Source organism: Limnobaculum zhutongyuii, from assembly GCF_004295645.1.
GTDB lineage: Bacteria > Pseudomonadota > Gammaproteobacteria > Enterobacterales > Enterobacteriaceae > Limnobaculum > Limnobaculum zhutongyuii.
The window spans coordinates 553776-568152 of record NZ_CP034752.1 but is presented as its reverse complement, the minus strand read 5'-3'; the positions used below and the strand labels follow the sequence as shown (position 1 = coordinate 568152).

Annotated in this window: 8 protein-coding genes and 1 tRNA gene; 4 read left to right on the top strand and 5 right to left on the bottom strand. The window is 46.8% G+C overall.

Translation table 11 applies throughout. The features are described from left to right. Window positions 1-17: 17 nt before the first annotated feature. The 3 genes from nusA to EKN56_RS02105 all read right to left on the bottom strand — a co-directional run bounded on the left by nusA (window position 18) and on the right by EKN56_RS02105 (window position 2257). Complete coding sequence (gene nusA / locus EKN56_RS02115; protein WP_130590294.1) at window positions 18-1505, bottom strand: transcription termination factor NusA; 1488 nt, start codon at window positions 1503-1505, stop codon at window positions 18-20. A gap of 20 nt (window positions 1506-1525) precedes the next feature. Beyond that, window positions 1526-1978 carry a ribosome maturation factor RimP gene (rimP, locus tag EKN56_RS02110; protein ID WP_142665283.1) on the bottom strand — a complete coding sequence of 151 codons (453 nt, stop codon included), beginning with the start codon at window positions 1976-1978 and terminating at the stop codon, window positions 1526-1528. A 202-nt stretch (window positions 1979-2180) separates the two neighbouring features. Then, window positions 2181-2257 (bottom strand) — tRNA-Met (locus EKN56_RS02105). Window positions 2258-2855: 598 nt separating this feature from the next. Between EKN56_RS02105 and EKN56_RS02100 the strand changes: the two genes are divergently transcribed. The 4 genes from EKN56_RS02100 (at window position 2856) to EKN56_RS02085 (ending at window position 10120) form a co-directional block, all read left to right on the top strand. Next, window positions 2856-5009 carry a carbon starvation CstA family protein gene (locus tag EKN56_RS02100; RefSeq protein ID WP_130590292.1) on the top strand — a complete coding sequence of 718 codons (2154 nt, stop codon included), beginning with the start codon at window positions 2856-2858 and terminating at the stop codon, window positions 5007-5009. Window positions 5010-5152: 143 nt separating this feature from the next. Next, window positions 5153-5356 (top strand): YbdD/YjiX family protein, encoded by a 204-nt coding sequence (locus EKN56_RS02095; protein WP_130590291.1) that lies wholly within the window; start codon window positions 5153-5155, stop codon window positions 5354-5356. A gap of 19 nt (window positions 5357-5375) precedes the next feature. Then, window positions 5376-6341 carry a GTPase gene (gene yjiA, locus EKN56_RS02090; RefSeq protein ID WP_130590290.1) on the top strand — a complete coding sequence of 322 codons (966 nt, stop codon included), beginning with the start codon at window positions 5376-5378 and terminating at the stop codon, window positions 6339-6341. A 722-nt stretch (window positions 6342-7063) separates the two neighbouring features. Next, entirely contained in the window at window positions 7064-10120 is a 3057-nt protein-coding gene (locus tag EKN56_RS02085; RefSeq protein WP_130590289.1) for an autotransporter outer membrane beta-barrel domain-containing protein, read from the top strand. A gap of 107 nt (window positions 10121-10227) precedes the next feature. Here EKN56_RS02085 and EKN56_RS02080 read toward each other — a convergent pair whose 3' ends face one another. Together EKN56_RS02080 and EKN56_RS02075 are read right to left on the bottom strand one after the other, a co-directional pair. Continuing rightward, window positions 10228-13590, bottom strand: coding sequence for an Ig-like domain-containing protein (locus tag EKN56_RS02080; protein ID WP_313770511.1), 3363 nt, complete (start codon window positions 13588-13590; stop codon window positions 10228-10230). Between the two features lie 6 nt (window positions 13591-13596). After that, window positions 13597-14376, bottom strand: a complete 780-nt coding sequence (locus EKN56_RS02075) for an Ig-like domain-containing protein (RefSeq protein ID WP_130590287.1) — start codon at window positions 14374-14376, stop codon at window positions 13597-13599. Window position 14377 lies beyond the last annotated feature (1 nt).

Sequence of the window (14377 nt, the reverse complement as noted above, 5' to 3'; positions counted from 1 at the left end):
CCTTCCTGCTACAGTGATTACTCTTGATCGCCAAACCAACAAATATTGCGAGCGGCCATAATTAATTCACCAGCTTTTTCGCTGGTCAGGCCTTCAATATCTGTCAAATCGTCAACACCTTGCTCTGCAAGGTCTTCTAACGTGCAAACGCCTTTTGCAGCTAATTTGTACGCCATAGAACGATCAAGATTAGGCAGACCTAATAAATCTTCTGCCGGCTTGTTGTCGCCAAGGCTCTCTTCCTGCGCTAATGCCAGCGTAGTTAACGCATTTTTAGCACGGGTACGTAACGCTTCAATGGTGTCTTCATCCAGACCATCAATTTCTAACAGCTCTTTTACCGGCACATAGGCCAGTTCTTCCAGAGATGAGAAACCTTCCTGTACCAGTACGGTAGCGAAATCTTCATCGATATCCAGATACTTGGTAAAGGCATCAATCGCAGCGTACGTTTCTGCCTGATGTTTTGCATGTAACTCTTCAGTTGTCATTACGTTCAGTTCCCAGCCAGTTAGCTGAGCAGCAAGACGAACGTTTTGACCGTTACGACCAATCGCCTGAGCCAAATTGCCGGCTTCTACAGCGATATCCATGGTATGTCTATCTTCGTCAACGACGATAGAGGCCACATCTGCGGGGGCCATCGCATTAATCACAAACTGCGCCGGGTTATCATCCCATAACACGATATCGATACGCTCACCGCCCAGTTCACCTGAAACGGCTTGTACACGCGCACCGCGCATACCAACACAGGCACCAACCGGATCGATACGCTTATCATTGGTTTTCACGGCGATTTTCGCACGAGAACCAGGATCGCGAGCTGCGGCTTTAATTTCGATAACTTCTTCGCCAATTTCCGGTACTTCAATGCGGAACAGTTCGATCAGCATTTCCGGACGTGAGCGGCTGATAAACAGCTGAGCACCACGCGCTTCCGGACGAACGATATACAGCACGCCGCGTACACGGTCACCCGGGCGGAAGTTCTCGCGTGGTAACATATCTTCACGACCGATAACCGCTTCTGCGTTGTTACCTAAATCGAGAATGATGCTGTCGCGGTTAACTTTTTTAACTACGCCAGTAACGATTTCACCTTCGTACTCGCGGAATTGTTCAACCACCATCGCACGCTCAGCTTCGCGTACTTTCTGTACGATAACCTGTTTCGCGGTCTGGGTTGTGATACGGTCAAAGGTTACCGATTCAATTTGATCTTCAACGTAATCGCCAACCTGAATTTCAGGTTCATCAAGACGAGCTGCATCTAACGTAATTTCACGCGTTGGTTGAGTAACCGTTTCAACCACCATCCAGCGACGGAAAGTATCAAAATCACCTGAACGGTGATCGATGCTTACGCGTACGTCAATTTCTTGCTCATACTTTTTCTTAGTTGCCGTTGCCAGAGCTGTTTCAAGCGCCTCGAAAATTTTCTCACGAGGAAGCGCCTTTTCATTAGAAACCGCTTCAACAACAGCCAGAATCTCTTTATTCATCTAGTTGCCTCATATGAGCTCTAAAAGTGGGGGACCAGATTCGCCTTCTGAATATTGCTCAGAGCGAATACTTCATCTTTACCTTCCACATCAAGAGTTATTATTTCACCCTCGACGGATTTAATCTTGCCTGCCCATCTACGACGGTTTTGTACACCCATGCGTAAAGTCAGGGATACGTCTTCATTGATAAAGCGCTCATAGTGAGCCGCTGTGAATAACGGTCTTTCCAGACCCGGAGACGATACCTCCAGGTTATAGGCCGTGGTAATTGGATCTTCAACATCCAGCACCGCACTGACCTGATGACTGACATCGGCGCAATCATCGACATTAATACCGTTTTCGCTGTCAATGTAGATACGCAGTGTCGATTGACGCCCACGGATGAACTCAATACCAACCAGTTCAAAGCCTAATGCTTCCACCGGTGCGCTTATCAACTCTGTCAACTTCTGCTCTAGCGTGGCCAACCCCACCCCCAAGACATAAAAAAAGGGCATAAAGCCCAGTGATTCTGCTGTCTAATAACAAAAAACCCCGATAAGTCGGGGCTTTTTGCAACTGGACCCTGTTACTGAGAAAGCGATTGAGCTACTGACTCAGTGAGTATCTTTTCAAATAAACAGCCACAACAAGCCGTTGCTGCTCTATTTGAAAATAAACTAGGGAAAATGGTTGCGGGGGCCGGATTTGAACCGACGACCTTCGGGTTATGAGCCCGACGAGCTACCAGGCTGCTCCACCCCGCGTCCGAACGATGCGTATAATACGCTAACCACCTGCAAAACGCAAATGTTCAAAAGGTAATGCTTATGGAACAGGCCTTAAATACTAATGCGGTTGGTTTAATAATGATAAATAACCACTAACCGGCTTTGCCTGTCGGAACCCAATGACTGCATCTTTTATATTTGCATACGATAACTTAATGACAATATAAACACCTTAGATGCGCTGATAATACGGATTCCCCAAGAAGAAATCAAAATTTTATCCGTTATCCGTTGGTACAACACTTCATTTGATTTTAAAGATCGCCAGACTAAGTCATACCCCCACAAAAACACGCTATTCGATTAATCAGCCACCATTGTTCTACCGGTAAACCAAACACTCAACCACTCACCATTCGATTTTGACCGCTTAGCCTTAAGAACAAACCGCTGACCCAAATTGAGATGTTATCCCTTGACGCGGGTCATGATAATGAGACGTCACTATTATATTCCCCCCTTATTATTAGGGTGGAAATGACATTTGTCCGGATCAGGCAACGACTTGCTTAAAACGACATATAACCGGGCTAATCACTCAATTTATTACAGATAGGAAGAAAAAGGATACCTCATGAAAAGAGAGGGAATATTAAAACATATCCCATGGATATTGTTGGCGATACTCGGTGCATCTTGCCTCGGCGTAGTTGCTCTGCGCCGTGGTGAGTCCATCAGTGCCCTGTGGATTATCGTTGCTTCGGTATCGGTTTATCTGGTGGCATATCGCTACTACAGCCTTTATATTGCTTCTAAAGTGATGCAATTGGATCCAAACCGTGCAACCCCAGCCGTGATTAATAATGACGGTCTGAACTACGTACCTACTAACAAAAAAGTACTGTTTGGTCACCACTTTGCCGCTATCGCTGGTGCGGGTCCTTTAGTTGGTCCTGTATTGGCCGCGCAGGTTGGTTATCTGCCAGGTACCCTATGGCTGCTAGCCGGTGTGGTATTAGCAGGTGCAGTACAAGACTTTATGGTACTGTTCATCTCCTCACGCCGTAACGGTGCTTCACTGGGTGAGATCATCAAAAAGGAAATGGGCCCGGTTCCGGGAACTATCGCGCTGTTTGGCTGCTTCCTGATTATGATCATCATTCTGGCTGTACTGGCTCTGATCGTTGTTAAAGCCTTAGCCGAAAGCCCATGGGGTGTGTTCACCGTATGTTCTACTGTACCGATCGCGCTGTTTATGGGGATTTACATGCGCTTCTTACGCCCGGGTCGTGTGGGCGAAGTTTCGGTGATCGGTATCGTACTGTTAGTTGCATCCATTTGGTTCGGTGGCGTTATTGCCCATGACCCATACTGGGGCCCTGCGCTAACTTTCAAAGACACCACTATTACCTATACGCTGATTGGTTATGCCTTTATCTCTGCCTTACTGCCTGTATGGTTGATTCTGGCACCACGCGATTATCTGGCAACCTTCCTGAAAATCGGTGTTATCGTTGGCTTAGCAATTGGTATCGTGATCCTGAACCCAGACCTGAAAATGCCTGCGGTAACTCAGTTTGTTGACGGTACTGGTCCGGTTTGGAAAGGTTCACTGTTCCCATTCCTGTTTATTACTATTGCCTGTGGTGCTGTTTCTGGCTTCCACGCATTGATCTCTTCTGGTACTACACCAAAACTATTAGCTTGCGAAACCGACTCTCGCTTTATCGGTTACGGCGCAATGCTGATGGAATCTTTCGTAGCTATCATGGCTCTGATCGCGGCTTCTATTATTGAACCAGGTCTGTACTTTGCAATGAATACCCCGCCAGCGGCGTTAGGCATCACCATGCCAGACCTGCACAGACTGGGTACTGCAGATGCACCAATGATCATGGAATCACTGCGTGATGTGACTACCCATGCTGCGGCAACCGTTAGCTCATGGGGCTTCGTAATCAGTCCTGAGCAAATTCTGCAAACCGCTAAAGACATCGGTGAACCTTCAGTACTGAACCGTGCTGGTGGTGCTCCAACATTAGCTGTTGGTATTGCACACGTGTTCCATCAAATCATTCCTGCTGCGGACATGGGCTTCTGGTACCACTTCGGTATTCTGTTTGAAGCACTGTTCATTCTGACTGCTCTGGATGCTGGTACTCGTTCTGGCCGCTTCATGCTGCAAGACCTGTTGGGTAACTTCATACCATTCCTGAAGAAAACCGATTCTCTGGTTGCCGGTATTGTCGGTACAGCAGGTTGTGTTGGTCTTTGGGGTTACTTACTGTATCAAGGCGTCGTGGATCCATTAGGCGGCGTGAAGAGCCTGTGGCCTCTGTTCGGTATCTCCAACCAGATGCTAGCAGCTGTTGCACTGGTTCTGAGTACCGTTGTACTGATTAAGATGAAGCGTACCAAGTACATTTGGGTTACTGTGATTCCAGCGGTTTGGCTGCTGATCATTACCACTTATGCACTGGGCTTAAAGCTGCTGAGCGACAATCCACAGCTTGAAGGCTTCTTCTTCCAGGCTAACAACTATAAGCAGAAGATCGCTGAAGGTGGCGCTAATCTGACAGCACAACAGATTGCTAACATGAACCACATTGTAGTCAACAACTACACTAACGCTGGTTTAAGCATCCTGTTCCTGTTAGTGGTTTACAGCATCATTTTCTACGGTATCAAAACCGCGATGGCTGCACGTAAGAAACCAGAACGTACCGATCAGGAAACGCCTTTTGTGCCAGTTCCTGAAGGTGGAATTCAGATTTCTTCACACCACTAATATGATGTAATGGATATGTTTCATGTAAATGGTGTCATATTCAAAACAACTTAGATCTGATATTCATGGGCGCAGCAAACACTGCGCCCATTATCCATCAGGTTTATCGATAATCTCTGTAGCGTATTTTCCTGGAGAACAACATGTTTGGAAATCTCGGTCAGGCTGGTAAATATCTGGGGCAAGCAGCACGTATGTTAATTGGCGTGCCTGACTATGATAATTACGTTCAGCATATAAAGCTCACTCACCCGGAGCAAACGCCGATGACTTATGAAGAGTTTTTCCGCGAACGCCAGGATGCCCGCTATGGTGCAGACGGTAAAGGCGGAATGCGCTGCTGCTAATAAATACTAAGGATGCGATATGAAACCCATTGCAGTCACGATCCTGACAGGCTTTTTGGGTGCAGGTAAAACCACACTGTTACGCCACATTCTGAATGAAAATCACGGTTATAAAATCGCAGTTATTGAAAATGAATTTGGTGAAGTACCGATCGACAACACCATTATTGGCGATCGTGCCAGCCGTATCACCACCCTCAGCAACGGCTGTATTTGTTGCAGTAAATCAGATGAACTGGAAAACGCCCTGCTGGATTTGCTAGATGGCGTAGATAAAAATCAATTGGAATTTGACCGTCTGATTATCGAATGTACCGGTATGGCCGATCCGGGTCCCATTACTCAAGCGTTTTTTGCCCATGAGCTTATTTGCCAACGCTTTCTATTAGATGGCATCCTCACATTAGTCGACGCAGTACATGCCGACCAGCAATTGAGCCAGTTTACTATCTCACAAGCACAAGTAGGCTATGCCGATCGCATTTTGCTGACCAAAACCGATGTAGCAACCGATAACGACGCCCTGATCCAACGGCTACAGTTCATGAATGCTCGTGCCTCCATTCATAAAGTGACACATGGCAATATCGATCTCAGTGTGTTATTCAATATCGAAGGTTTTGTGCTCAATGACAAAATAGATGTTGCAGCACCAACACCGATCTTTCGTCGTATCCCCCTACCGCAGAATAATATTCAGTCAATAGTGATCTATCACGATCAACCGGTTGAGCTGATGCAAATATCAGAAGTTATGGAAAATCTTCTGGTGAAATTTGCTGATAATTTGCTGCGTTATAAAGGAATTTTGCTGATAAAAGATGAACCACGCCGTTTGCTATTTCAGGGCGTGCAACGCCTGTATAACGCTGACTGGGATCGTGAGTGGCTTTCAGATGAAGAACAGAAAAGCACCATGGTATTCATCGGTATTGATTTACCGGAAGAAGAGATTCGAACCAAATTTGCTGAGTTATCAAACTGATAATTGCCATCAATAATACCAATTTAGAACACAAAAAAGTCCTGCAATTATGGGACTTTTGTTTTAATTAACAGTATATCAACTTAATTACCATGATAGAAAATCAGCTTATTAAACTGTTTCATATAATAAAATAACACACATTTAAATTGATATTATACAAATGTATTTTCTGATAACTTAATGATTTTATTAAAACAATTAAATAAATATAGAAAATTCCAATAGCGAAATTAAAAAAATAACATAATCTCAACAAAATATAATCATTCAAGACTGAATAATACATAAACATCATTGAGTAAAATTAAGTAAATAATGCCGTTATCTATCCAAAGAATAGATAAGAACTATTGATATTTGACTAACATTTATTCTATTATTATAAAAGCGTTGCTATACAGATGAATTAATCACCTACTCAATCTTGTTGATATATATAATTCAATGGAAGCTACATAAGGATATAAATTTGATAAATAATGAATTATTTACAAAACACACCTCCTGCAAACATGTTGAACATGAAATCAAATGAATTGATTTCTATTTCATAATTTATTATTAGCCGACTAATAAGCTAAAGCTAAACAGTTGCGACTCTGACTTTTTAATGAAGCATCATTCCGATCATAGATGAGTCTGTGCGGAGAGAGATTATGACTTCATTTTTTATCAGGTCATTTGGATAAATTTTTCTATCGTTGTGGAGAGTATCAGGGATGAAAAAAATCAAAAAAACGGACATCGCCATCTTAGTGATGACCGCATTGTCTATCTATCCTGCTACCAGTAGCGCTTCTTTCAGCGCAGAGTGGAACAATACTGGCACCGATTATCACGAAGAGGATAGTTGGAATATCAACTACGATGACAGTGAAAAATCAACCATCATCATCGGTAATACTGACCAAACCATTCACACCCCTATTGATGGATGGGATTGGTTTAATCCCCATTCTATAGGTAGAGCCGAGAGATATATTGTTGGCCATGCCGGCGGAAACGCCTCTATCATTTTTGAAAAGGCGCCCGACTATTTGGTCTGGAGTCAGAACAGCAGTGAAATCACTATTGGTAGTGGCACCAACAGCGTAGGTGAAGTCACCCTGCTAAGCTCCGGTAAAACTTTAGCCCAACAGAATCCAAACTCTCATTCTATGGAGACAAGAGAGGATATTACCGTCGGTTATGATGGCGGAGACGGCAAGTTCAATATTATTGGTACGGGCTTTGGAATTAATGCTGATTCAAAACTGTTTATTGGCGATGGCACCAACTCATCAGGACAAGTCTCCGTATTAAGCGGTGGCAAACTGCTGGGTGGCGGATATTCAGCCTACCTACCTCCTGATAGTGAAATCTTTGACGAAACCAATATTGGTACTGCACAGGCTATTGTTGGATACAACGGTGGTCAGGGAACGCTGATTGTTAGTGGAAAAAATAGCGATGGAACGGCAACCAGCCGTGCAGCCTTATATACCGGTACCATTGTTGGCTCCGGAGAGAACAGCGTTGGACAAGTATTCATTAACGATGAAGCCTATATCAATGCCGTCGGATATTACGAAGGTAATGATACGCCAACAATAGATGCACTGACGCCTGAAAAAGCGGCATTTGTTATTGGTCATAACAGCGGTACCGGTTTTGTCACCGTGGATAATGGCACGCTGAATGTTGCCGGCATCATGGGCAAAAAAGAGCTTGCTGATTATGATGGCGACGGTATTAACGAACATGACGTAATTAATACTGAATCCATAGTTGGTGAGATCAATGTTGGCTACTCTGGTCAGGGAACCTTGGTGGTTAAAAATCAGGGTACGGTTAATGCAACCCAGATGTATGAATTTGCTACCTATGATCCTTTACTTGGTTCCTACTATGACCATCAGGTCACTGGTGAACAAGGCTTGCTTTCTATAGCCAAAAACACCAACTCCACCGGCGCTCTCTATATTGGATCTCTGCTGGGTGATGCCGTCAGTGAAGCTGGTTATCTTAATGTCAGCAAAGTTCTGTTTGGAGAAGGCCAGGGAAGCGTTAACTTTAACCATAGCAATACTGACTATATTTTTGATACGCCAATGGAGAGCACCGTTCAGGGCTTAGGTGACGTTAATGTTTATAGCGGCGTAACTATTCTTAATCCTGTTGATGAAACGCTGGCTGAAGTTAGTAATACTTACTCTGGTTCAACCACCGTTCATGGCGGTGAGCTACAGGCAGCCAGAGTTAATGTATTCAGTGCTAACTCATTCCATGACGTTCAGCAAAACGGCCTGTTGAATCTGAACGACTACGATCAAACTATCGACTCGATGCACAACGCAGGGACAGTATCCCTGAGCGGAACGGGTGCGCAGACCAATACTCGCCTGACCATCTCACATGATTATGTGGGTAATGGTGGCTCGCTGATACTGGACACAGTTTTAGGCGATGATAACTCTGAAACTGACAAGGTGATTATCGAAGGTCAGGCGTCTGGTCTGACATATGTGATGATCAATAACGCGGGCGGGATTGGCGGAGAAACCGTTGACGGTATTGAAATTATTACTACTCAGGGCTCAACGGATGATGCTTTTGTTAAAGGTGGACGTATCGTTGCCGGTGCTTATGAATATGATGTAGCAAAATCAGGTAACAATTGGTATCTGGTGAATTACGTGCCGCAGCCGCCAACTGAACCTGAAGTACCTACCGATCCAGAAACGCCAGAACCACCTGTTGAACCAGAAACACCAACACCAACCCCGGAGCAGCCGGATGAAGGTGATGGCGGAGGCGACGGTGGTATCAAGGTTATGCGTCCGGAAAGTGGTGCCTATATTGCTAACCTGGCAGCAGCCAACACCATGTTCCTGTCTCGTTTACACGATCGGTTAGGCGAAACTCAATATACCGATTACTTAACTGGTGAAACCAAGGTCACCAGTATGTGGTTACGCCAGGAAGGTGGTCATAACCGCAGCAGAACTCAGTCAGGTCAGGCAAAAACTCAAACTAACCGCTATGTGGTACAGATCGGTGGAGATGTCGCGCAGTGGAGCACCGATGGCCTCGATCGTCTTAACTTAGGCGTTATGGCTGGTTATGGCGACTCGCATGGTAATACCGATGCCAAATACAGCGCTTACCGTTCCAAAAACAAAGTGGATGGTTATGCTCTGGGTCTGTATGGCACCTGGTACGCCAATCAGGCTGATAAGTCCGGACTTTATGTTGACAGTTGGGTGCAGTATGCCTGGTTTGATAACACGGTTCAGGGCGATGGCCTGGCACAAGAGAACTACGATTCTAAAGGCTGGTTAGCTTCGCTTGAAACGGGCTACAGTTTTAAAATGGGCCAAAGTGAACGCGTGAGTTACTGGTTACAACCAAAAGCTCAAGTCACCTGGATGGGTATCCATGCGGATAAACACTATGAAGCAAACGGCACCAAAGTCACTGGTAACGGAGACAATCTGTCGACCCGCTTAGGTTTACGCGCTTATCGTCAGGGGCACAGCGAAATTGACGATAGCACCGGTCGCGTATTCCAACCGTTTGTGGAAGCCAACTGGATCTATAACAGCAAAAACTTTGGCGTAGCGATGAATGGCGTATCCGACTATCAGGCCGGAACCCGTAATATCGGGGAAGTTAAGGTTGGTTTAGAAGCTCACCTGAACAACAACCTGAATATGTGGGGTAGCATTGGCCAGCAAATCGGCGGCGAAGGCTATAGCGATACTCAGGCAATATTTGGGATTAAATATAGTTTCTGATTGGCTTCTCTCTGAACAGGGTATAAAGCCGTTTTAAAGGCTTTATACCCAAAGAGGACACTATTAAGTGTCCTCTTTTTTTTAGATAAGCAAACCCCATCATATATCTACATGTATATGTTTTCCTGAACTAAACTATTATCCAGCCCCAACGATACGCTATGGTATACATCAAAAGATTGACTCTCTACCGTATGCTGAACGCTGGCATTTCTGATTTCTTCTGAACTGTTAAATAGCGTGATATAACCGCTATCTTCATCTTCAGCAGAGATTAGGAGAGTGCTGTGCAATCCTTCTTTGTTTTCAGTGCTATCAGACAAATGAGGTGATAACTCTCCTGAACTGGCACTATTAACCGAGCGGTTAGCTTGAGATCCACTTTGTGTCGGCTCAATCAGGTCGATAAGAGAATAACCCAACGTCTGGTCATTCATGCCATTAAGATTAACGTCAGTATTTTCACCGGCTGTTTTTGGATCTTCATTAAGGTGATAACTATCAATATTCTGCTCGGTAGCCATCAGAGAAAATAGTGTTGATAATTTCGCGGCGCTGGTATCAACAATAAAATTACCATTTTGTGTGACAGAATTTCCCGCTATATCTTGCGCAGTCACCTCAAAAGCCACTGTGCCTTGTGGTAATGCTTCCAGCGCAGCGACCGGTACCGCTATCTGCCAGCTACCGTTACCACCTATCTGACCTGAATAAATCTCGCCGTTTAGCGTTACCAGAATATTCAGCCCTGGATGAATATGAGTACTGGTTCCGGTAATAATTAAGTCGCTGGTTATCTCGCTTGCACTAAGCGTGTTATCTGCTGTCACCAAATTTATACTCAGCGTTGGCTGGTTTACGGTTTCAGTCATAAAGGTTAATACTCTGCTGGTATCCGCCTCACTGCCCCCAAGCGTACTGACGGTAGCCGTTATCTGGTAAGCATTATCAGACAAGGCTTGTATATCTCCGATCGGAATATTCATACTCCAACGGCCATCGGCCTCGACTACAGCCGTATAGGCGATATTATTCAGCGTAATGGTTACTGTCTGTCCCGCTTCTACGCCTATGGTACTACCACCAATAGCAATAGGTGAATTAACTTCCAGTGCATTGATATAGTCATCTCCGGTAATGGGGTCGATAGCCAATGCCGGCGTGCTGGTATTAATCGTAAAATGGTGGTCAATCTCTATGGTGTTACCAGATAAATCACCCATAGTGGCATGTAATACAAAATTTCCGCTACCAAGGCTCTGTAAATCAGCAGCAGGAAGATCAAAACTCCAGGCACCGCTAAGATTTGGGTTGATAGTATAGGTAAAAGATCCCATGGTCAGAGTGATAACCGAACTAACATCATCTCCGGAAGCAATACCGAATATTCTTACCGGTCCGGTTAGCTCTGCAGAGTTAATAATGTCATCTCCGGTTAACGGTTCAATTGTTAAAGCGATGTAAGTATCTACGATAACCACATGCTCAGCGGTTGCTTCAGTACCGCTGCTGTTAGTCACGCTTGCGGATACAACATAAACATTATCCGGAGTTGCTCCCACAGCCAAAGCAGGAATAGTAAAACTCCAATTACCATCTGACTGAACGGTAGTCGTATACTCAATATCGTTGAAAGTAATAGTGACGGTTCGACCTGCCGCTACACCAGTAGAGGTGCCACTAATCAGTAAATCCTGATTAATTTCAGTGGAGTTTATATAGTTGTTATCACTAATATCGTTAATCGTCAGCGTAAGAGGGGCTGATGCATCAATGGTAATGTTGTGATCGACAGTAATGCTATTTGAGGCAAAATCAGTATAACTGGCTGTCAGAGTATAAGGGCCATCGGGAAGAGCCTGAATATCCTCCGCCGGGATATCTACACTCCAGAGGCCTCCTGCTTGTATCCTGGTCGTGTAGTCCACACCATTAAGCGTTATCGTAACAGTCGCATTAACATCATCTGCCGATGCAGTTCCGCTAATCGTCACGGGCGAGGCTGCTTCAGTATTATCAATAATATCGTCACCGGCAACAGTATCAATCACCAACGCAATCTGAGTATCTACCGTAAGTCCACCCAAAATCGTTACTGAATTGCCAACCACATTCGAGACGCTACCTGTTACAGTATAGGTTCTGTCCAATAAGGCTCCCATGTCCCCTGCCGGAACCACTAAGCTCCAGGTTCCATCTTCCTGTACTGTTGCCGAATAATTCTGACCGTTAAGGTTGATAGTGACTATTTGGCCCTCTTCGACGTTGTGTGTAGTCCCTGTAACCGTCATCGGCTGAGTGATCTCCAACACGTTAATGTAGTTATCTCCGGTAAACGCATCGATGGTCAAAGCAGGCAGATTAGTATGTACATCTATCGTGATGTCATGCTCCACCAAAATAGTATTGCCTACCGCGTCAGCCAGACTGGCATTGATTGTGTATTTACCATCGGTCAGCGCACTGATATCCGCCGACGGAATCGACAGACTCCAGCGACCATCGCTCTGTACCGTGGTGGTATAGCTGGTCCCTTCCAGCGTCACCGTGACTATACGACCGCTGTCGGCCACATCTGCGGTACCGCTGACCACCACCGGTGCACCGGCTTCGGCGGCGTTAATGATGTCGTCGCCCGCCACCACACTCACCGTCAGGTTAACCAGCGTATCCACCATAAAGCTGTCTGAAGTGCTGGCCGGGTTACCGGCGATATCCTGCGCTTTCACTGCGATGGTCACGCTGCCCTGCGACAACGCCTGCACATCGGCGGCCGGCACCGTCACGCTCCAGCTACCGTTGGCTCCTGCGGTGCCGGTGTAATCAATGTTGTTAATGGTGACGGTCACCGTCTGCCCCTGCTGTAAGTGAGTACTGCCACCGCTGACGGTCAGATCGCTCTGACTCTCATTCGCCGAGACAATATCGTCCGCCGTCACCGGATCGACGCTCAGGGTTGGCAGACTGGCGCTGTCGGTGATCAATACCAGCGGCTTACTGTCCGACGCCGGATTACCCGCCGCGTCGCTCACCGTTGCCGTCACCTGATAATCACCGTCAGTAATATTGTTCAAATCCGCCACCGGCACCGTGGTGGTATAGCTGGTGCCTTCCAGCGTCACCGTGACTATACGACCACTATCAGCAGCATCAGCGGTACCGCTGACCACCACCGGCGCACCGGCTTCGGCGGCGTTAATGATGTCATCACCCGCCACCACCCCCACCGTCAGGTTAACCAGCGTATCCACCATAAAGCTGTCTGAAGTACTGGCCGGGTTACCGGCGATATCCTGCGCTTTCACTGCGATAGCCACGCTGCCCTGCGACAGCGCCTGTACATCGGCTGCCGGTACCGTTACGCTCCAGCTGCCGTTGGCTCCCGCGGTGCCGGTGTAATCAATGTTGTTAATGGTGACGGTGACCGTCTGCCCCTGCTGCAGATGAGTGCTGCCACCGCTGACGGTCAGATCGCTCTAGCTCTCATTCGCCGAGACAATATCGTCCGCCGTCACCGGATCCACGCTCAGGGTTGGCAGACTGGCGCTGTCGGTGATCAATACCAGCGGCTTACTGTCCGAGGCCGGATTACCCGCCGCGTCACTCACCGTTGCCGTTACCTGATAATCACCGTCGGTAATATTGTTCAAATCCGCTACCGGCACCGTGGTGCTCCAGTTGCCGCTGGCGTCCACGGTAGCGCTATAGGTAACACCGTTCAGGGTCAGGATAACCATCTGCCCCTCTTCCACATGGGTGGAAGTTCCGCTTAACGTCAGCGGCGAACCGGCTTCGCTGGCGTTCAGGTAGCCGTCGCCGGAAACCGGGGAAACCGTCAGGGTCGGCAGGTTAGCCGCCCCCGCCGACAGGGTGATGGTATGGTCAACGCTAATACTGTTACCCGCCGCATCGCTCAGGCTGGCATTCAGGGTATACGGGCCATCCGCCAGTGCAGCGATATCCACTGACGGAATGGACAGACTCCAGTTGCCATCGCTCTGTACCGTGGTGGTGTAGCTGGTCCCTTCCAGCGTCACCGTGACTATACGACCACTATCAGCAGCATCTGCGGTACCGCTGACCACCATCGGCGCGCCGGCTTCGGCGGCATTGATGATGTCATCACCCGCCACCACCCCCACCGTCAGGTTAACCAGCGTATCCACCATAAAGCTGTCTGAAGTACTGGCCGGGTTACCGGCGATATCCTGCGCCTTCACTACAATGGTGACGCTGCCCTGCGACAACGCCTGCACA